The organism is Streptomyces tricolor (genome assembly GCF_002155905.1).
GTDB classification, from domain to species: domain Bacteria; phylum Actinomycetota; class Actinomycetes; order Streptomycetales; family Streptomycetaceae; genus Streptomyces; species Streptomyces tricolor.
Window position 1 is genome coordinate 1 of sequence record NZ_MUMF01000353.1, and the last position, 19288, is coordinate 19288.

The 19288-nt window shown below is 72.9% G+C and carries 23 protein-coding genes and 1 tRNA gene; 4 read left to right on the forward strand and 20 right to left on the reverse strand.

All coding sequences use genetic code 11. The annotated features are described in order from the left end of the window. Positions 1-116 precede the first annotated feature (116 nt). The 4 genes from CCN44_RS24455 to CCN44_RS24470 form a co-directional block, all read right to left on the reverse strand. Positions 117-587: a PPOX class F420-dependent oxidoreductase gene (locus CCN44_RS24455; protein WP_086699538.1), complete on the reverse strand. Its 471-nt coding sequence runs from the start codon at positions 585-587 to the stop codon at positions 117-119. A 49-nt stretch (positions 588-636) separates the two neighbouring features. Continuing rightward, the gene (locus tag CCN44_RS24460) at positions 637-1458 is read right to left on the reverse strand and encodes a YceI family protein (protein WP_059249934.1); all 822 of its coding nucleotides are present in this window, start codon (positions 1456-1458) and stop codon (positions 637-639) included. Positions 1459-1570: 112 nt separating this feature from the next. Next, complete coding sequence (locus tag CCN44_RS24465; protein ID WP_167404023.1) at positions 1571-4033, reverse strand: MFS transporter; 2463 nt, start codon at positions 4031-4033, stop codon at positions 1571-1573. 82 nt (positions 4034-4115) lie between these two features. Next, positions 4116-4610: a MarR family winged helix-turn-helix transcriptional regulator gene (locus tag CCN44_RS24470; protein ID WP_059249932.1), complete on the reverse strand. Its 495-nt coding sequence runs from the start codon at positions 4608-4610 to the stop codon at positions 4116-4118. A 205-nt stretch (positions 4611-4815) separates the two neighbouring features. On the opposite strand from CCN44_RS24470, the gene CCN44_RS24475 reads away from it, so the two are divergent. Continuing rightward, a complete protein-coding gene (locus tag CCN44_RS24475) occupies positions 4816-5007 on the forward strand; it encodes a hypothetical protein (protein WP_079080980.1) in 192 nt (63 codons plus the stop codon). 18 nt (positions 5008-5025) lie between these two features. On the opposite strand, the gene CCN44_RS24480 is transcribed toward CCN44_RS24475, so the two are convergent. The 9 genes from CCN44_RS24480 to CCN44_RS24520 all read right to left on the reverse strand — a co-directional run bounded on the left by CCN44_RS24480 (position 5026) and on the right by CCN44_RS24520 (position 10481). Continuing rightward, the gene (locus CCN44_RS24480; protein ID WP_086699544.1) at positions 5026-5742 is read right to left on the reverse strand and encodes a hypothetical protein; all 717 of its coding nucleotides are present in this window, start codon (positions 5740-5742) and stop codon (positions 5026-5028) included. 70 nt (positions 5743-5812) lie between these two features. Next, a complete protein-coding gene (locus CCN44_RS24485; protein WP_059249930.1) occupies positions 5813-6754 on the reverse strand; it encodes an RNA polymerase sigma factor SigF in 942 nt (313 codons plus the stop codon). Between the two features lie 336 nt (positions 6755-7090). Then, entirely contained in the window at positions 7091-7927 is an 837-nt protein-coding gene (locus tag CCN44_RS24490; RefSeq protein ID WP_059249929.1) for an RNA polymerase sigma factor SigF, read from the reverse strand. A 182-nt stretch (positions 7928-8109) separates the two neighbouring features. Continuing rightward, positions 8110-8412 carry a Dabb family protein gene (locus CCN44_RS24495; protein ID WP_059249928.1) on the reverse strand — a complete coding sequence of 101 codons (303 nt, stop codon included), beginning with the start codon at positions 8410-8412 and terminating at the stop codon, positions 8110-8112. Positions 8413-8422: 10 nt separating this feature from the next. After that, positions 8423-8602 (reverse strand): hypothetical protein, encoded by a 180-nt coding sequence (locus tag CCN44_RS24500; RefSeq protein ID WP_059249927.1) that lies wholly within the window; start codon positions 8600-8602, stop codon positions 8423-8425. A gap of 156 nt (positions 8603-8758) precedes the next feature. Then, a tRNA-Ser gene (locus tag CCN44_RS24505) sits at positions 8759-8843 on the reverse strand. A 45-nt stretch (positions 8844-8888) separates the two neighbouring features. Next, complete coding sequence (gene tadA, locus CCN44_RS24510; RefSeq protein WP_059249926.1) at positions 8889-9320, reverse strand: tRNA adenosine(34) deaminase TadA; 432 nt, start codon at positions 9318-9320, stop codon at positions 8889-8891. An 83-nt stretch (positions 9321-9403) separates the two neighbouring features. Further along, positions 9404-9934: a tRNA adenosine deaminase-associated protein gene (locus tag CCN44_RS24515; RefSeq protein ID WP_059249925.1), complete on the reverse strand. Its 531-nt coding sequence runs from the start codon at positions 9932-9934 to the stop codon at positions 9404-9406. Between the two features lie 301 nt (positions 9935-10235). Further along, positions 10236-10481: a hypothetical protein gene (locus tag CCN44_RS24520; RefSeq protein ID WP_059249924.1), complete on the reverse strand. Its 246-nt coding sequence runs from the start codon at positions 10479-10481 to the stop codon at positions 10236-10238. 95 nt (positions 10482-10576) lie between these two features. On the opposite strand from CCN44_RS24520, the gene upp reads away from it, so the two are divergent. After that, entirely contained in the window at positions 10577-11212 is a 636-nt protein-coding gene (gene upp, locus CCN44_RS24525) for a uracil phosphoribosyltransferase (protein WP_059249923.1), read from the forward strand. Positions 11213-11258: 46 nt separating this feature from the next. Here upp and CCN44_RS24530 read toward each other — a convergent pair whose 3' ends face one another. Both CCN44_RS24530 and CCN44_RS24535 read right to left on the reverse strand, forming a co-directional pair. Then, complete coding sequence (locus CCN44_RS24530; protein WP_237481130.1) at positions 11259-11900, reverse strand: LytR C-terminal domain-containing protein; 642 nt, start codon at positions 11898-11900, stop codon at positions 11259-11261. Positions 11901-11998: 98 nt separating this feature from the next. After that, positions 11999-12295 (reverse strand): type II toxin-antitoxin system VapB family antitoxin, encoded by a 297-nt coding sequence (locus CCN44_RS24535; RefSeq protein ID WP_004943146.1) that lies wholly within the window; start codon positions 12293-12295, stop codon positions 11999-12001. Between the two features lie 113 nt (positions 12296-12408). On the opposite strand from CCN44_RS24535, the gene CCN44_RS24540 reads away from it, so the two are divergent. Then, entirely contained in the window at positions 12409-13995 is a 1587-nt protein-coding gene (locus tag CCN44_RS24540) for a helicase HerA-like domain-containing protein (RefSeq protein ID WP_086699550.1), read from the forward strand. 21 nt (positions 13996-14016) lie between these two features. On the opposite strand, the gene CCN44_RS47435 is transcribed toward CCN44_RS24540, so the two are convergent. The 5 genes from CCN44_RS47435 to CCN44_RS24560 all read right to left on the reverse strand — a co-directional run bounded on the left by CCN44_RS47435 (position 14017) and on the right by CCN44_RS24560 (position 16975). Further along, positions 14017-14142, reverse strand: coding sequence for a hypothetical protein (locus CCN44_RS47435; RefSeq protein ID WP_014673632.1), 126 nt, complete (start codon positions 14140-14142; stop codon positions 14017-14019). 52 nt (positions 14143-14194) lie between these two features. Beyond that, positions 14195-14515: a hypothetical protein gene (locus CCN44_RS24545; RefSeq protein WP_094373503.1), complete on the reverse strand. Its 321-nt coding sequence runs from the start codon at positions 14513-14515 to the stop codon at positions 14195-14197. A gap of 94 nt (positions 14516-14609) precedes the next feature. Next, positions 14610-15305: an HdeD family acid-resistance protein gene (locus CCN44_RS24550; RefSeq protein WP_059249920.1), complete on the reverse strand. Its 696-nt coding sequence runs from the start codon at positions 15303-15305 to the stop codon at positions 14610-14612. A gap of 103 nt (positions 15306-15408) precedes the next feature. Further along, positions 15409-16002 carry an HhH-GPD-type base excision DNA repair protein gene (locus CCN44_RS24555; protein ID WP_059249919.1) on the reverse strand — a complete coding sequence of 198 codons (594 nt, stop codon included), beginning with the start codon at positions 16000-16002 and terminating at the stop codon, positions 15409-15411. Between the two features lie 250 nt (positions 16003-16252). Beyond that, positions 16253-16975 (reverse strand): siderophore-interacting protein, encoded by a 723-nt coding sequence (locus tag CCN44_RS24560; RefSeq protein WP_086699553.1) that lies wholly within the window; start codon positions 16973-16975, stop codon positions 16253-16255. A gap of 80 nt (positions 16976-17055) precedes the next feature. On the opposite strand from CCN44_RS24560, the gene CCN44_RS46445 reads away from it, so the two are divergent. Further along, a partial coding sequence (locus CCN44_RS46445) for a penicillin acylase family protein (protein ID WP_244203959.1) occupies positions 17056-19288 on the forward strand: 2233 nt, incomplete at its 3' end.

Consider the following 19288-nt stretch of genomic DNA (forward strand, 5'->3'; position numbering starts at 1 on the left):
CTCGCACCCCCACCCCGGCGCCGAGGCGCTGCACCAGCCGACTGCTCCTCCACCACCGACCGTGCCGGGCCCCCGGCCGCCGTCGGCTCTGCCGGGCAGGTCGGGGTGGGCGGTGGTCAGTCGTCGGTGACCAGCCGTGCCGGAAATCCTCCGGTCGCCACCGGTCCCCAGCGCTCCGGGGTCACCCGGACGATGGATTTGCCCTGCTTCAGCATGGCGGAGCGGTACTCGTTCCAGTCGGGGTGTTCGCCGGCGATGGTGCGGTAGTACTCGACCAGGGGTTCGACGGAGTCGGGTGCGTCGATGACCTCGGCCGTGCCGTCGACCTGGACCCAGGGGCCGTTCCAGTCGTCGCTGAGGACGACCAGGCTGACCCGGGGATCCCTCTTGGCGTTGCGGGTCTTGGCCCGCTCCGGGTAGGTGGAGACGACGATCCGGCCGGAGTCGTCCACCCCGCAGGTCAGCGGGGATGCCTGCGGGGAGCCGTCGGCCCGGCGGGTGATCAGCAGGGCGCGGTGGCGGGGTCGTACGAAGTCCAGCAGCTCGTCCAGCGATACACGGGTGTTGGTAGCGATGTTCGGTGCCATGGAGGCAGCCTAGGGGCAGGGTGCGGCCCGGTGGCTGATCCTGTTGTGCCTACGCCTGGGGGAGCACGTCGCCCTGCACCGCCTGGATGTCCAGCTCCACCCTGAGCGTGGTGCCGATGGCCGCGATGCCCGCCTGGAGGACCTGGTTGTAGTTCATCGCGAAGTCCTCCCGGCGCAGTTCGGCGGTGGCCCGGAACGCGGCCCGGGTGCCGCCCCAGGGGTCGGCGCCGGTGCCGAGGTAGGCCAGGTCCAGGTCCACCGGTCGTACGACCCCGTGCAGGGACAGCTCGCCGTGCACCGTCCAGCGGTCGGAGCCGGCCTGCGTCAGGCCCGTCGAGCGGTAGGTGATCTCCGGGTGCCGCTCGATGTCGAGGAAGTCCCCGGACTTCAGGTGCGTGTCGCGCATGGTGTTGCCGGTGTCGATGGAGGCCGCCCGGATCACCGCCTCCACCCTGGACTTGGCGACGTCGTCGGGCGCGATCTCGATGGTGCCGCCGAACTCCGTGAACCGGCCGTGCACGCTGGAGATCCCGAGGTGCTGGGCGGTCGCGGCGACGGAGGAGTGCACCGGGTCGATGGTCCAGGGGCCGGGCGGCGGCAGCTCGGTGCCGCCCTGCCGGGCCAGCGTCACCGTGCCGACCTCGGCCCGGCCGCTCGCGGTGACGATGGCGCTGGACGCGGCGGGCGCGTAGCCCACGGCGGTCACGATCACCGTGTACGCCCCCGGCGCCAGCTCGGTGGTGTCCCGTACGGCTCCCTCGGCGTCCGCCTCGGCGCGCAGCACCTGCGTACCGGTCATGTCGGTCACCGTGACGACCGCGTGCGACACGGCCCACCCGTCCCGCGTACGGATCTTCGCGGTCAGTCCCATCCCGTTTCTCCCTGCGAGGAATGACAAAGGCTTGCTCATTGGTCGTATGAGACCGGCCCGTGGCGGCGCGCCCTCCGCTCAAGGCGCGCGCCGCCACGGGCCGGGGTGTGAACTACTCGCCGGGGTGGGCGAGTTCGATGTCGTGGCCGTCGACGCCGGGGCCGGACACGGTCAGCGCGGTGGCCACCGGCGGGTAGCCGGTCGCGATGACGGTGTACTCGCCGCCGTCCAGGTCGGTGAAGGCGTACGCCCCGTCCGCACCGGTGGTGGCGGTGCCGACCACGTTGCCCGCCGCGTCCACCAGGGTCACCCGGGCGTCGGCCAGCGGACCGTGCGGGGCCCGGACGACACCCTGGAGCCGGGCGCCGGCGTCCAGGTCGACCTCGACCCGGGTGACGCCGGTGGCGCCGACCTCGACCGGCAGGGCGCGCGGCCGGAAGCCGCTCGCGTTGACCGCGACGGTCACCGTGCCCGGCACCAGGTCGGTCAGCGCGAAGTCGCCCTGCTCCCCGGTGGCGGCGGTGGCCAGCAGGTCACCGCGCACATCGGTGACGATCACCATCGCGTCCTTGACCGGCAGCGCGCTCCCGGCGGCCCGGACCACACCGGTCAGCCCGCTGGTGCCGCTGAGCAGGATGTCGTACGACAGCGGTTCCTCGCCCACCACGACGGTGGAGGCCTGCGGCTGGTAGCCGTCGGCGGAGGCGATCAGGACGTACGACCCGGTGCCGGGCGCGACGAGGGCGTAGGAGCCGTCGGCCTGGGCGACCGAGCGGCCCAGCTGGCGGCCGGACAGCGAGATCAGCGTGACCGCGGCCTGCGGGACCGGGGCGCTCTCGGCGCCGCGGACGAAGCCGTGCACCGGGGTGCCGCCGCCCGCGGCGCCGGGCTCGGCGACCGTCGCGACGGCGGACGCCTGCGGGGCCGCGGCGGCCGTGCTGCCGTTGTCGCCGACGACGGGGGCGGCCCAGCTGGGCACCCGCTCCGGGGCCGGGGCCTCGGTGGTCGTCGCGGCGGCGGCCGGAGCCTGGGCCTCGGCCGGGGTGTCGCCGTCGGCGGCCTGGGCGAGCGCGCCCTTGGTCTTCAGCGGGACCTCCTTGATGAACAGCGTGATCAGGAAGGCGACGGCGGCGAGACAGCCGGCGATGAGGAAGACGTCGGCGATGCCGTGGCCGTAGGCGCTCTCCATCAGCGTCCGGATGGGCGCCGGGAGCTTGTCCATGTCCGGGATGCTGTCGGTCGAGCCCGAGCCGCCGGCCAGGGCGGCCTGGTACTTGGGGCTCAGGGAGGAGGCGCCGTCCTCGACGTAGTGGGTGATCCGGCGGGACATCACGGCACCCAGCGCGGAGACGCCGACCGCACCGCCGAGGGAGCGGAAGAAGGTGACCGTGGAGCTGGCCGAGCCGAGGTCGGAGGGCGCCACCTGGTTCTGGGTGGCGAGCACCAGGTTCTGCATCATCATGCCGATGCCGAGACCCAGCAGGGCCATGAAGACGGCCATCTTCCAGTAGTCGGTGTCGTACCGGATGCCGCCCAGCAGGGCGAGCCCGGCCGTGACCAGGACGCCACCGCTGACCAGCCACGCCTTCCAGCGGCCGGTGCGGGTGATGAGCTGACCGGAGACGGTCGAGGAGACGAACAGACCACCGATCATCGGGATGGTCATGACGCCGGACATGGTCGGGGACTTGTCGCGGGCCAGCTGGAAGTACTGGCTGAAGAACACGGTGCCGGCGAACATCGCGACACCGACGAACAGCGAGGCCAGCGAGGCCAGCGTGATCGTGCGGTTGCGGAACAGCCGCAGCGGGATGATCGGCTCGCTCGCCCTGGACTCGACGAGCACGAAGAGCGCGCCGAGCACGATGGCGCCGCCGACCATGGCGTAGGTCTGCCAGGACAGCCAGTCGTACTTGTCACCGGCGAAGGTGACCCAGATCAGCAGCAGGGAGACGGCGGCGGAGATGAAGAACGCGCCGCCCCAGTCGACCTTCACCTGCCGCTTGACCACGGGCAGGTGCAGGGTCTTCTGCAGCACGATCAGCGCGATGACCGCGAAGGGGACACCGACGTAGAAGCACCAGCGCCAGCCCAGCCAGGAGGTGTCGGTGATGACACCGCCGAGCAGCGGGCCGCCGACGGTGGCGACGGCGAAGGTGGCGCCGAGGTAGCCGGAGTACCGGCCGCGCTCGCGCGGGGAGATCATCGCCGCCATGACGATCTGCGCCAGGGCGGACAGACCGCCGACGCCGATGCCCTGGAACACCCGGAAGGTGATGAGCATGCCCGGGTTCTGCGACAGGCCGGCCGCCATCGAGGCGACGACGTAGATGACCAGGGCTATCTGGACGAGCGCCTTCTTGCTGTACAGGTCGGCGAGCTTGCCCCACAGGGGAGTGGCCGCGGTCATCGACAGCAGGGCCGCGGTGACCACCCAGGTGTAGGCGGACTGGCCGCCGCCGAGGTCCCCGATGATCTCCGGCAGGGCGTTCGAGACGATCGTGGACGACAGGATCGCCACGAACATGCCGAGCAGCAGCCCGGAGAGGGCCTCCATGATCTGCCGGTGTGTCATCGGGGCGTGGTCCGGGCCTCCCCCGTGCTTGGCGTGAGCCCGCACACCGGCTGGTGTGGTCGTTGCCATGGGCTTCCTTTTCTTACGTGCTTGCGGGTGTACGGGTGGTCTCTTCACTTACGGGTTCGGGGAGCCGGAGCGGGGCGGACCGGCAGTCGCCGAAGGACGCGCGCAGGCGCGTCATCAGCCGGATCAGGTCACCGACGTCCTCGTCGGTCCAGTCCGCGAGCCGCTCGGCGAGCAGATGCGTGGTTCGCCGGGACAGCTCGTCGAGCTGCTCCAGGCCCGCGGGCGTCAGGCGCAGGATGCGCGAGCGCTTGTCCGCCGGGTCCGGGTGCCGCTCGATCCAGCCGCGCGCGGCGACGTGCGCGACATGCCGGCTGGTGACCGACATGTCCACGGCGAGCAGCTCCGCGAGCTTGCTCATGCGCATGTCGCCGTGGCGGCCGAGCAGGGTCAGCACGGCGGCCGAGCCGGCCGGACAGTCGGGCGGCAGGATCCGCCCCATGTCCCGTTTCACGGCTCCGACGGCACTGAGCTGACGCGCCAGCTCTTCAAACTGCGCCCGCTCGGCCATCACACCTCCCGTATTCGTTGCTTAGGGCAACCATAAGCCTGCTTGGTTGCTGAAGGCAAACAAATCGGGACGGGGTGGCGCAAAAACTTGGCAAAGGCAAGTATTGCGATCGTAAATATGCAGGTGAGGTCGGGTGCCGTGTCCCCGTCTGTCCCGGTGGCCCCGCACTTGGGTCGGTCAGCTGGATTCGCTAGGGTCTCGGGACATGGCTAACACCCAGGGCCCCCAGGGCAATTACGACCCCGCAGGCAGCACCCAGATGTTCCGCGCGTTCGTCGACGAGGCCCCCCAGGGTCGGCAGCAGCAGGCGGCCTCCTCCGGCCCCCGGGTCGGTCTGATCGTGGGCGTCGTCGTGGTGCTCGCCGTGCTGGCCGGCGTCGCCTGGCTGGCGCTGTAAGGGCTCCAGGGGCAGGGCTCAGCCCCACTCGACGGACACGTCCCGCGTCTCGATGTGCATGCCGAGCGGCACCCGCCAGGCGTCCACGCACACCGTCCACGTGGGGCTCCGATGCGCACCCGGCGCGACCGGCACCGGCAGCTCCACGGTCGACTCGACCGTGCCCCAGTCGACGCCGAGCGCGCCGATGATGTGCGTCCCGAACGTCACCGAGCCCGAACGCGCCGCCGTACCTCCCGAGTTGTGGAAGGCGACGGTCACCTTCTGACACCAGCGCCGGTCCGCGTCCTCGGTCACCGGGCCGCCCCAGGAGAGGTCGGCGGGCGTCGCGGGAGGCGTCGTACGGCTCGGAACGGGGGCCGGGGCCGGCGAAGCCGCCGGCGGGGTCGTACGGCCGTCCGGACCGCCGCCGGGTCGCGCGGTGCCGGGGGTGCCCTTGCCGGCGGGCGCCGGTGCCGGTGGGGTGGAGCGTGGCTCGCCGGACGGGGGCGGTGTCCCCGTACGCCGTGCGGGGCCGGTTCCGCGCGGGGCGTCCCCGGGTTCGCCACGCTCCTTGTCCCCGTCGAGCGGCACGAGGAGCACCGGCCCGGACGGCGTCACGGCCGTCGGGCCGCCCGGCCCCGCGCCGACCGCGGTGTAGCCGCCGCCCGGACCTGCGCCCGCGCACGCGGCGAGCACCCCGCCCAGGCAGACGACGGCCGCCGACGCTGCGGCGAGCACTCCCCTGCGAAGCATCCGGTCATGATGGCTGACGTGGCGTCAGAGGGGAATGCCGGTGCAGGGACCGCGCTCCGAAGGACGTCCCTCAGTCCGAGATCAGGCCGTCCCGCAGCTGCGCCAGCGTCCGGGTCAGCAGGCGGGAGACGTGCATCTGGGAGATGCCGACCTCCTCGCCGATCTGTGACTGCGTCATGTTGGCGAAGAAGCGGAGCATGATGATCCGCCGCTCGCGGGGCGGGAGTTTGGCCAGCAGGGGCTTGAGGGACTCGCGGTACTCCACGCCCTCCAGGGCCGAGTCCTCGTAGCCGAGCCGGTCGGCCAGGGAACCCTCGCCGCCGTCGTCCTCGGGGGCCGGCGAGTCGAGGGAGGAGGCGGTGTAGGCGTTGCCGACCGCGAGGCCGTCGACCACGTCCTCCTCGGAGACGCCGAGCACGGCGGCCAGCTCGGTCACCGTGGGGGAGCGGTCCAGCTTCTGCGACAGCTCGTCGCTGGCCTTGGTGAGCGCCAGGCGCAGTTCCTGGAGCCGGCGCGGGACACGCACGGACCACGAGGTGTCCCGGAAGAACCGCTTGATCTCGCCCACGACCGTCGGCATCGCGAACGTCGGGAACTCCACGCCCCGTTCGCAGTCGAACCGGTCGATCGCCTTGATCAGGCCGATGGTGCCGACCTGGACGATGTCCTCCATCGGCTCGTTGCGGGAGCGGAAACGCGCCGCCGCGTAGCGGACCAGCGGCAGGTTCAGCTCGATCAGGGTGTCCCGCACGTAGGCCCGCTCGGGGCTGTCCTCGCCCAGCGCGGCCAGGCGCAGGAACAGCGAGCGGGACAGGGTGCGGGTGTCGATGTTCGCCGTGGCCTGCGCGGCCGGGACAGCTTCGGCGGCCGGGCCTTCGGCCGGGGACGGCACGGCTTCGAGGGCCGTGACACCCTCGAAGCCGTCGAGGACGTCGAGAGCGTCGAGCTCCTTGGGCGCTGCCTCGCTCATCGTGGGCGTCAGCACCTTCGAGCTGCCCTGGTCTGCGGACATGCCACCCCCTTTGGGTCGCGGGACGGTCGCGGCGGCGCCGTCTCTTTCGAGCAACGCAGCCTTCACCTGAATACCGGAGCCGGAGCCACGGCAAACGCGCTTCCCGCAGAATGTCACATGTCGGCAACGCGCTGTACCGACATGTCGACATGCAAGATGCGAATCGGCCCTGCAAGAAAGGGGTCTGACGGTATTTCGGGGCCCAACTGTCGGCAACATCCCAGGTGAGAGATTCGCTCGCGCCGGTTACCGCTCGATCGAGTTTGCGATGCAGTGCCGTTCGAGCCGTGCTTCCGTGCGCCCGCTATGCATCAGGCGGTACGGCGTCTGCTGCCGCTATGCGTCGATCCGATTTGCGGAGCGCAGCCGTTGGAAGCTACGGGCGAGTAGGCGGGAGACGTGCATCTGGGAGACGCCGAGTTCCGCGCTGATCTGTGACTGGGTGAGATTGCTGTAGTAGCGCAGAAGAAGGATTCGCTGTTCTCTCTCCGGGAGTTGGACGAGGAGGTGGCGGACCAGGTCGCGGTGCTCCACGCCGTCCAGGGCCGGGTCCTCGTAGCCGATCCGGTCCAGCAGGCCGGGCAGTCCGTCGCCCTCCTGGGCGGCCTCCAGCGAGGTGGCGTGGTACGAGCGCCCCGCCTCGATGCAGCTGAGCACCTCGTCCTCGCTGATCCGGAGCCGGTCGGCGATCTCGGCGGTGGACGGCGAGCGGCCGTAGAGCGTGGTCAGGTCCTCGGTGGCGCTGTTCACCTGCACCCACAGCTCGTGCAGCCGGCGCGGGACGTGGACGGTGCGGACGTTGTCCCGGAAGTACCGTTTGATCTCGCCGACCACGGTGGGCATCGCGAAGGTCGGGAACTGCACGCCCCGGTCCGGGTCGAAGCGGTCGATGGCGTTGATCAGGCCGATGGTGCCGACCTGGACGACGTCCTCCATGGGCTCGTTGCGGGAGCGGAAGCGGGCGGCGGCGTAGCGCACGAGCGGGAGGTTCGCCTCGATCAGCGCCCCCCGCACCCGGTTGTGCTCCGGCGTACCGGGGGTCAGCTGCTTCAGCTCGGCGAACAGCACCTGGGTCAGGGCCCGGGTGTCGGCGCCGCGGCGCTTCTCGGGGGCCGGTGGGGTCGGAGTGGGCGCCTCTTCCTGGGGCGGCGCAGTACTGGCCGACACGGTCAACGCCACCTCTTCATCGGTCAATCATCCGTCAAAAGCGGTCATAGCATCACAAGACATGTGCACTGTGTGCAAGCACCTGATAACCCCGTGTTGTGGTTCAAACTCTGACAATTGAGGGGTGCGAAGCGCGAAAAGCCCCCCACCGGAACGGCGGGGGGCTGACGGCGGCGCGGGGCCTCGGTCTACCGGTCTTCGGTCTCGTAGTCGGCGATCACCCAGGTGGCGAACTCGCGCCAGAGCGCGACGCCCGCCTGGTGGGCCGGGTGCTCCAGGTAGCGCTTGAGGGCGTCGGCGTCATCGACGGCCGAGTTGATCGCGAAGTCGTAGGCGATCGGCCGGTCGCTGATGTTCCAGGCGCACTCCCAGAAACGCAGCTCCTCGATCTGGCCGCCGAGGGCCCGGAAGGCCTCCACGCCCGCCACGACCCGCGGATCGTCGCGCTCGACGCCCTCGTTGAGCTTGAAGAGGACCAGGTGGCGGATCATGGGATGTACCTCAGCTCTTTCCTCCGTCGGCGACCCAGGTCATGAAGTCGCCGACGGCCTTGGCCGCGTCCGAAATGCCCTCGAAGCCTATCTGGACGTAGTCGGCCGCCTTGGCCGGGTCCGTGATGATCACGTACAGCGCGAAGACCACGAGCACGTACACGGCGATCTTCTTGGCGTTCACCGCCACCGCGGCCTCCCCTGTACCAGTGCCCCGAGGGCCCCCTGCTGCCGGCCGCGAGTGTAACCTTCGGACCTTCGCGTACGGCCAACAGCCCGCCGGGGCGGGGGTGTTGTGTCCGGAACACGCGAAGGGCCCCACCGGTCGGCGGGGCCCTTCTGCAAGCGGTAGCGGAGGGATTTGAACCCTCGGTGACTTGCGCCACACTCGCTTTCGAGGCGAGCTCCTTCGGCCGCTCGGACACGCTACCGAGGGAGACCTTACAGCACAGTGGCCCCAGGTTCGAAATCGGTTTTCAGCGGTCCCGGAAGAACTCCGTGAGGAGCCGGGCGCAGTCGGCCGCGAGGACGCCCTCGATGACCTCCGGGCGGTGGTTGAGCCGCCGGTCGCGCACCACGTCCCACAGGGAGCCGGCCGCGCCCGCCTTCTCGTCCCGGGCGCCGTAGACCACCCGGTCCACCCGGGACTGGACGAGCGCGCCCGCGCACATCGTGCACGGCTCCAGGGTGACCACGAGCGTGCAGCCGGTCAGCCGCCACTCCCCGAGCCGGGCCGCGGCCCGCCGGATGGCGAGGACCTCGGCGTGGGCCGTGGGATCGCCGGTGGCCTCGCGCTCGTTGTGCCCGGCGCCGAGCACCGTCGTACCGTCCGGGGACAGCACGACGGCGCCGACGGGGACGTCACCGCCCCGGACGGCCAGCTCGGCCTCCGCGAGGGCGAGCCGCATCGCGGCCCGCCAGCGGTCCCGTACCGGATCCGGCCCGCCCTGCGGAAGCTGCCCCGGGGTCAGCGGGTCCTGTGATGACGTGGTCAGCGGACGGTCTCCAGCACCTCCGAGGCGCCCAGGGCCTCGGCGATCGCGCTCAGCGCGTCGTCGGCGTCCAGCGCGCGCAGCTCCTTCTCGCTGATGCCCAGGTCGTCCAGGATCTCGCTGTCGCCCACCGGGCTGTGCGGCACCGCGTCGGCGCCGGCACCCTCCTCGTCGTCGTCCTCGGACTCACCGTCCTCCGTGCCGTCGAGGTCCAGGGCGTCCAGGTCCGGGCCGTCGTCCGAGCCGGGCTCCCGGCCGAGCAGCTCGTCGGTGAGCAGCAGCTCCCCGTACGCGCTGCGCCGGGCGGCGGCGGCGTCGGAGACGTAGATGCGAGGGTCGTCCTCGCCGTCCACGCGGACGACGCCGAACCAGGCGTCCTCCTGCTCGATCAGGACCAGCACCGTGTCCTCGTCGGGGGAGGCTTCACGGGCCAGGTCGGCCAGATCCGACAGGGTCTCCACATCGTCGAGCTCTGTGTCGCTCGCTTCCCACCCGTCTTCGGTGCGCGCGAGCAGTGCGGCGAAGTACACCGTGACTCTCCCACTGGTCATAGGCGTGCCGGTTGGGGGTCCCCCCGGCGGAGGTACGTGGGCGGAGAGAGCTGGGCTCCGAGCCCCACCCACTCGGAATCGTGGCAGAAACAAGGCCTCCAGGGGACGTCTTCGGCTCCCTGTGTCTGGCTGTTTCGATCGTGGATCCGTGATCGGCTCACCAGCGCGCTCATTGCCGCCACCTGCGGATCGTACGCGGCTTTTCCTCCCGCTCACGCACGCCCGCCTCGCCAACACCGGTGCGGGCGGGGAACTTCCGCGCGCGCCGGCGCCCGCGGAGCTACCAGCGGAACGTCCGCATACGCATGGCGTGGCGCAACCGGGCGGCCTTGGCGCGCCGGGGCTGGACCCGGGCGCGCAGCTCCCGCGCCTCGGCGAGATCGCGCAGGAACTGGGCGCGGCGCCGCCGGCGCTCGGCCTCGCTCTCGGGCTTGTCGGGATCGTTCCGCGCGGACCGCGCGGCGCGGCCGGCCGCGCCGCCGGAGGCCCCGGAGGCGTCCGCGGGCAGGTCAGACAGGTCGGACACGTCACACCACCCCACTCCGTCCCTCCCACTTTCCCCCGGATGGCCGGTTTGACGCCAGCGCGAGGGTGACGCGCGGCGCAGGTACCGTTAGGGGCATGCGTCTCCATGTCGTCGACCACCCCCTGGTCGCTCACAAGCTCACCACGCTGCGCGACCAGCGCACCGACTCCGCGACCTTCCGGCGGCTCGCCGACGAGCTGGTCACCCTGCTCGCCTACGAGGCCACGCGGGACGTGCGCACCGAGGCCGTCGACATCCAGACCCCGGTCGCCCGGACCACGGGCGTCAAGCTGGCCCGTCCGCGTCCGCTGGTGGTGCCGATCCTGCGGGCCGGCCTCGGCATGCTGGACGGCATGGTCCGGCTGCTGCCGACCGCCGAGGTGGGCTTCCTGGGCATGATCCGCAACGAGGAGACGCTGCAGGCGTCCACGTACGCCTCGCGCATGCCGGAGGACCTCTCGGGCCGCCAGGTGTACGTGCTCGACCCGATGCTGGCCACGGGCGGGACGCTGGTCGCGGCGATCCAGGAGCTGATCAAGCGCGGCGCGGACGACGTGACGGCCGTGGTGCTGCTGGCCGCGCCCGAGGGCGTCGAGATCATGGAGCGGGAGCTGGCGGGGACGCCGGTCACCGTGGTCACGGCGGCGGTGGACCAGCGGCTGGACGAGAACGGGTACATCGTGCCGGGGCTCGGGGACGCCGGGGATCGGCTCTACGGCGCGGCCGAGTAGTTCGCGCGCCTGCTGAGGCGCGCCCTGCGCCCCTTCGGGGCGCCGGTCAGCAGCTCTTCTTCCCGGTGGCCGTGGGCTGCGGAGTCGCCAGTTCGGTCAGGGCCCGGTGCGCCGTCTCCTGCTTGGCCAGGCCCTTGAAGGCGTCGCCGATGATCAGGTCGACGTCGGTGCCCTTGCGGGTGTCGGCGCGCAGGTCCGCGTGGGCGAGCTGGGTGGCGAGGACGCGGAGCGCGGTGTGCTGGGCGGCGGGGGTGCCGAGGAGGATGCCGGTGCCCTTGACCTTCTTGTCGTACTGCTTCGACGCGTTGCCCACCTGGCCGATCCTGAAGCCGCGCTTCTTCAGTTCGTCCGCGGTGCTCTTGGCGAGCCCGGTGCGCCGGGTGGCGTTGTAGACGTTCACGGTGATCCCGGCGGGCTTGGGGAGGGGCTCCAGCCGGGTCGCGGGGGCCGCCGCGGCCTTGGTACGGCAGCGGGCCGCCGGGCCGGTCGCCGAGGCGGTGTCGCCGCCGCCGGTGAAGACGTCGATGAGCTGCAGGGCGCCCCAGCCGGTCAGGCCGAGCGCGGCGACGGACGCCACCACGGCGGCCACGAGCCTGCCGCGCCGCCGGGGCGGGCGCATCCGGGGGTATTTGCCCCCCGTGATCCGGTATTCACGGCCGCCCATGCCGGGGGGAGTCAGCATGCTCATGGGCGCAGCGTAGTGCGCCCGAGCGGCGATGCCTATCAGATGATCAGTCGATGCCGCTCAGTGGAACCCGAAAGGGCCAACGGCCGTGTCGCGCCGGGTCAGTCGAGTTCGAGCACGCGCGCGTGCAGCACCTGGCGCTGCTGGAGGGCGGCACGGACCGCGCGGTGCAGGCCGTCCTCCAGGTACAGGTCGCCCTGCCACTTCACGACGTGCGCGAAGAGGTCGCCGTAGAACGTCGAGTCCTCCGCGAGCAGGGTCTCCAGGTCGAGCTGCTGCTTGGTGGTCACGAGCTGATCGAGGCGGACCGGGCGCGGCGCGACGTCCGCCCACTGCCGGGTGCTCTCCCGGCCGTGGTCGGGGTACGGCCGGCCGTTTCCGATGCGCTTGAAGATCACACGGAAAGCCTACCGGTCAAGACGTTCCGGGCGCAGCCATGGCGGCGCAGTGCAACGCTTGAAAAGATGGAGCAATTCGGGCATATGGGTTACTACGGGAACAGGGGCCGGAGATGACCGACAGCGAGACCGCGCCGCCCGCCGAGCCCGAGGGGGCTCCCGCACTGCCCGCCGAGGCGCGGAAGATCGCCTCCGGCTACGCCTTCACCGGTCCCGCGCTCGACCTCGGCGCCCTCCTGTGGGACGGGCACTGCCACCCCGGCGCGCCGGTCCGCGTCCCGCTGGCCGTGTTCAACCGGCACGGCCTGGTCGCGGGCGCCACCGGCACCGGCAAGACCAAGACCCTCCAGCTGATCGCCGAGCAGCTGTCGGCGCGGGGCGTGCCGGTGTTCCTCGCGGACGTCAAGGGCGACCTGTCCGGCATCGCGCGGCCCGGACAGGACGGCGACCGGGTGCGGAAGCGGTCCGGCGAGGTCGGGCAGGCGTGGGCCCCGGCCGGCTTCCCGGCGGAGTTCTTCGCCCTCGGCGGCCTCGGCCACGGCATCCCGGTCCGGGCCACCGTCACCAGCTTCGGCCCGGTGCTGCTGGCCAAGGTGCTCCGGCTGAACCGGACCCAGGAGCAGTCCCTCGGCCTGATCTTCCACTACGCCGACACCAAGGGCCTGGAACTGATCGACCTGAAGGACCTGCGCGCGGTCGTCGCCTTCCTCACCTCCGACGAGGGCAGGGCCGAGCTGCGGAACATCGGCGGCCTCTCCAGCGCCACGGCCGGGGTGATCCTGCGCTCGCTGACGGCCTTCGAGGCGCAGGGCATGGCGGACTTCTTCGGCGAGCCGGAGTTCGACACGGCGGACTTCCTGCGCACGGCCGAGGACGGCCGGGGCGTCGTCTCGGTCCTGGAACTCCCCGCCGTACAGGACCGGCCGCTGCTGTTCTCCACGTTCCTGATGTGGCTGCTCGCCGACCTCTTCCACGACCTGCCCGAGATCGGCGACGCCGACAAGCCCCGGCTGGTGTTCTTCTTCGACGAGGCGCACCTGCTGTTCGACGACGCCTCCGAGGCGTTCCTGGACTCGATCACCCAGACCGTCCGGCTGATCCGCTCCAAGGGCGTCGGCGTCTTCTTCGTCACCCAGACCCCGAAGGACGTGCCCGGCGACGTCCTCGCCCAGCTCGGCAACCGCGTCCAGCACGCCCTGCGCGCCTACACCCCCGACGACCACAAGGCCCTGCGGGCGACCGTGCAGACGTTCCCGAAGTCGGCGTACGACCTGGAGGAGCTGCTCACCGGACTGGGCACCGGCGAGGCCGTGGTGACCGTGCTCGGCGAGAACGGCGCACCGACCCCGGTCGCCGCCACCCGGCTGCGCGCCCCGGAGTCCCTGATGGGCCCGGTGGACGCGGCCGAACTGGACCGGGCGGTCCGCGGCTCCGTCCTCCACGGCCGTTATGCACAGGCTGTGGACCGCGAGTCGGCGTACGAGCGGCTGAGTGCCGCCCGCCCGCCGGAGCCGGCGGCGCCGCGGCGGACGGAGGAGACGGCGAGGGAGGCGCCCAGGACGGCGTCCCGGGACGAGCCGTCGCTGGTGGAACAGGTCGTGAACAGCGGGATGTTCCGGTCGCTGGCCCGCTCGGTGGGCACCCGGATCGGCCGCGAGATCACCCGCTCGCTGTTCGGCACCGCCCGGCGGAGGCGGTAGCCCGCCTCCGCCGGTGCCGGGTCAGCGGTCCCGTTCCTCGGGCGACCGCTGGGGTTCCGGTGTCCGCTGGTCCGGCCTGGGGGCCGTACCGCGCCGGGCCTCCGCACGCAGCAGGGCGCGCAGGACGGCGTAGGGATCCTTGGGCATGGCTGTGCTGCTCCTTGCGTCGAGCCGACTGACCTCGCGGGACGCGGGTTCGTCAGCAGCGCAGGACCACCGTGCGCAGCAGCGGCGTGGTGTACGGCGCCCGCGGCGCGGCGGGGCCCGGGCGGGCCGCCGGGCGGGCGGGCGCCGGGTCGGGCAGCGGCGCGCGCCGCTCGGGAGCGTCGGTCTGGTGGACGGCGCGGGCGGCCGGCCGGAGCGCCGTGTCGAGGACGTCCTGCTCGGCGGTCTCGGCGGCCACGACGGGGTCCGGGACGGCCTGGGCCGGCACATGGGCGCCGGGCACCCACAGGGCGAGGAGCAGCACGAGCACGCGGAGCCAGGTACGGCTCCGAGGGGTGCTGCGGTTCCTGCTCATGCCGGCTGTTTCCCCGGAGCGGGAGGGCGGGTCAGCACGCCGGGGGCGAGATACGCCCGCACGGCGTATCCGGGGCACGCGCGGTTGACGGCGCTCACAGCGTCTGCGGCACATGGCCGGCCCGGCCGCGGATGCGGAACGCGGTGACGATCTCCACGACGCCCACCGCGATCAGCCAGATGCCGCCGACGAGGGTCAGCACGGCGACCGACTCGAACGGCGCGTCGATGAGCACGACCCCGGCGATGAAGGTGAGGATCCCGAGGAAGATCTGCCAGCCCCGGGCGGGCATCCGGGAGTCGTGCACGGCGGCCAGGGTCTGGGTGATCCCGCGGATCAGCCAGCCGATGCCGATCCACAGGGCGAGCAGCAGGATCGACTGCATGGGCCCGCGGAAGCAGAACAGGCCGAGCAGGATCGACAGCGCGCCGCTGACGAAGGCCAGCACGCGCAGCGAGGTCGCCCGGTGCGTGCCGAACGCGGACACCAGCTGGAGGATGCCGCTGTACAGCAGGTAGAGGCCGAACAGCACACCCGCGGCGAGCAGCGAGGCGCCCGGCCAGACGAGTACCAGGACGCCGAGCACCAGGGTGCCGATCCCGGTGAGCAGGACGAGTTGCCAGGCGGCCCGGGACAGGGCGTGCAGGGGGCCCTCGAACGGCGGCTCCGGCTCATGGCGGCCGTGGGGCGGCTCAGCGGCGGGGTGACCGCGGGGCGGCTCGGTCGCGTGGACGTGTCGGTCGTCGTACGCGCGGTCCCGCTCCGGACCGCTGCTCGGTATGTCGCTCATGCCCCATGTTTGGGGCGGCCCCGAGGAGGGGGCCAGCGGGATGGGGCCGGACGGGTGGCGGGGCCCTTCGGAATCCGCCCTGCTCCCCGGTCGTTCTTCTTCCCTACTTCTTCGCCGCCTTGGCCGCCTTCGCCGCCGCCTTCAGCTCCTGCTTGTGCGCGCGTACCTTGGCCAGGGAGTCGGGGCCGGTGATGTCGGCGACCGACCGGAAGGACCGGGGCGCGCCGTAGGCCCCGGCGGCCTCCCGCCAGCCCGTGGGGGCGACCCCGAGCTGCTTGCCGAGCAGGGCCAGGAAGATCTGTGCCTTCTGCTTGCCGAACCCCGGCAGGTCCTCCAGCCGCCGCAGCAGCTCGGCCCCGCTGCCGACGCCCCGCCAGACCGCCTCGGCGTCCCCCTCGTAGTGCTCGACGAGGTACTGGCACAGCTGCTGGATGCGCTTCGCCATCGAGCCGGGGTAGCGGTGCACCGCGGGCTTCTCGGAGAGCAGGGCGGCGAAGGCCTCCGGATCCATCGCCGCGATGTCGTGCGCGTCCAGGTCCTCGGCGCCGAGCCGGTCGGCGATGGTCCGGGGGCCCTTGAACGCCCATTCCATCGGGATCTGCTGGTCCAGCAGCATCCCGGTCAGCGCGGCGAGCGGGGAGCGGCCGAGCAACTCGTCGGCCGCGGGGTCCTGGGCGAGGTGCAGCGTGACGTCCATGCGTCGATGATCCCGCGCCCGCGCCGGAGCCGCCTGCCCACTCGGCCGGGGCCGTCCCGGTCGGTGCGGCTGCCTGGCGGGGTTGGGCGGTGCGTGTCAGGTCTGATTACCTGGTGGGCCGTGTTGCGCCCTTGGGTTCGGTCCGGACGACTGCCGGGCGGGTGCGGTCCGTCCCTGCGGGCGGCCGGGCGCCGCGGCCGGCCGCGGCGCTCGCGTCGCGCCGCCTGCCCGTGTCGCCCCGCGTACCGGCTCAGTCCGCGCGCCAGTACCCCAGCGCGTGCACCCGCTGCTTCGGTATGCCCAGGTCCTTGCGGACATAGGCCGCGAGCGCGCGGGTGGTCGTCGTGTCGCAGGCGATCCAGATGTACGGGTGCGCGGTGCCGGCGAGGACGGCGGGCAGCTCGGCACGGACCCGTTCCACCAGGTGGGCGCCCGCGTCCCGGCGCGGCACCGCCCGCACCTCGTGCCGGCCGGGCTCGGTCCGGCTGGGCAGCCCCGCCGGCTCGCCCTCGAACCAGACGGTCGCCGGGACCGTACCCAGCGCGCCGAGCAGCGAGTTGACGGCGGGCAGCGAGGCCGGGTCACCGATCGCGACGAGGTGCGAGGGCGCGGGGTCGGGGTGCTGGAAGCCGGTGCCCTGGACGGTCGCCTCGATGGTGTCGCCGGGCCGCGCGCCCCGCGCCCAGTCGGAGGCCACGCCCTCGTGCAGGGCGAACTCCAGGCCGAAGGTGCCGGCGGCCGGGTCGGGGTCGACCAGGGTGTAGGCGCGCTGGTGCGGCCGGCCGTCGGCGGAGAACCACAGCCGTACCCACATGGTGGGGTGGACGCCGGTCGCGGCGAGCAGTCCGCCGTCGCTGACCCGGAGCCGTCGGTAGTGCGGGGTCACGTCCTCCGCGTCGAGCACCGTCAGCACGAAGTCCTTGGCGCGCAGCAGTTTGAGGACCGCGCCTTCCCAACCCCGCCCCTGCCCCATGACCCCTCCACCGTTCGCGTACGATTCCGCCACGGAAATTTAGGCAAGGCTAACCTAAAGCACAGCACAGGAGTTCCCGGGTGACCATCGAGACCTACCGCGACGCCTGGGGCATCCCCCACCTGCGTGCGTCCAGCGCCCGCGAACTCGCCCGTGCCCAGGGCCGGGTCACCGCCCACGACCGGGCCTGGCAACTGGAGGTCGAGCGCCACCGCGCGCAGGGCACCTCGGCCTCCTTCCTCGGCGCCGACGCCCTCTCCTGGGACGTCTTCGCCCGCCGGGCGCGGCTCGACGACACCGCCCGCCGCTGCTTCGCCGCGCTGGAACGGCGGGACCCGGAGACGGCCGACTGGGTGCGGGCGTACGTCGACGGGGTCAACGAGGGCCTGCCCGGCGGCGCCGGCCGCGCGCCCGAGTTCACCCGCGCGGGTCTGCGTCCCGGACGCTGGCAGCCCTGGACACCGCTCGGGGTCTGGCTCGCCACGCACATCCTCTTCGCCGGCTTCCCTGCCAAGCTCTGGCGCGAGCAGGCGATGCGGCACCTGGGTCCCGGTGCCGTCGGCCTGTTCGCCACCGACGGGCCCGGTACGGCGGGCAGCAACGGCTGGCTGGTCACCGGCGCCCGCACCGCCACCGGCCACGCCCTGATCGCCGGCGACCCGCACCGCTTCATCGAAGACCCCGGTGTCTACCAGCAGATCCACCTGTCCTGCCCGGAGTTCGACGTGGTCGGCCTGGCCGTGCCCGGCGTCCCCGGCATCGCCCACTTCGGCCACACCGGCACGGTGGCCTGGGCCATCACCAACGCCATGGCCGACTACCAGGACCTGTACCGCGAGCGCCTGCGCCGCACCGGCGCGGGCGTCGAGGCCCTCGGCCCGGACGGCACCTGGCACCGGGCCACCCGCCACACCGAGACCATCGAGATCGCGGGCGAACCCCCGATCGAGATCGAGGTCATCGAAACCCCCCGGGGCCCGGTGATCGCCGGCGGCCCGGAGGGCCTGGACGCCATCACCGCCCACGCCCCGGCCGGGCCCGGAACCCCGGACCGCGCCGACCAGCCCCACACCACCGCCGGCCCGGCCGGGCTCGAACGCGAGACCGCGGCCGACCCTGACGCGCCCAGGACCACGGCCGCCGTCGGCGAGTTCGAGACCGCCCAGGGCCCGGCCGGGCCCGAGCGCGAGACCGCGGCCGGCCCCGACGTGCCCAAGGCCACGGCCGCCGTCGTCGAGACCGCCGACGTCCTGGCCGGGTCCGAGCGCGAGGCCGCGGCCGACTCCGACGTGCCCAAGGCCACGGCCGCCGTCGGCGAGTTCGAGACCGCCGACGGCCTGGCCGGGTCCGAGCGCGAGACCGCGGCCGGCCCCGACGTGCCCAAGGCCACGGCCGCCGTCGGCGAGTTCGAGACCGCCGACGGCCTGGCCGGGTCCGAGCGCGAGACCGCGGCCGGCCCCGACGTGCCCAAGGCCACGGCCGCCGTCGGCGAGTTCGAGACCGCCGACGGCCCGGCCGGGTCCGAGCCCAGGGCCGCCGCCGACCCTGACGTGCCCAAGGCCACGGCCGCCGTCGGCGAGTTCGAGACCGCCCACGGCCCGGCCGGGCCCCAGACCTCGCACGGCCCCGACGCGCCCAAGACCGCGCACGCCCCCGGCGGACCCGAGACCGCCGTCGCCCCCCACCGGCCCGAGGCCGCCGACGGCGCGTACGTCCCGCCGGGGCCACCCGCAGCCGGCGACGAGAGCCGCACGGGTGGTGCGGGTGGAAGTACCGGGTCCGGCGAGGGCGCAGCCGAGGCGCTGGCCCTCCGCTACCCGCCCCGCGTCACGGAGGACCTCGGCTTCAGCGCCCTCCTCCCCCTCCTCCGCTCCCGCACCGTCGCCGACCTCGACCGCGCCCTGGACGCCTGGTCCGAGCCGGTCAACGTGGTCCAGGCCGCCGACACCGCCGGAGGCACCCTGCACCGCGTCGCCGGGCACGTCCCCGCCCGGGCCGAGGCCAACCGCCTCCGCCCGGTCCCCGCCTGGGAGCCCGGCCACGCATGGCACGGCGCGCACGAGACGCCGTACGCCGACCCGGCCGGCGAGGACGGCATCGCGGTGATGGCCAACGCCCGCGGCCTGGCCACCCCCCTCGGCGTCGAGTTCGCCCCGCCGCACCGCGCCGCCCGCATCCGGGCGCTGCTCGACGCGAGCCGCACCTGGACCGCCGACGGCATGCCCGCGATCCACACCGACACCCACCTCGGCTCCGCCGCACCCCTCCTGGACCACCTCGCCGCCCTCACCGGCCTCACCCCCGCCGCGGCGG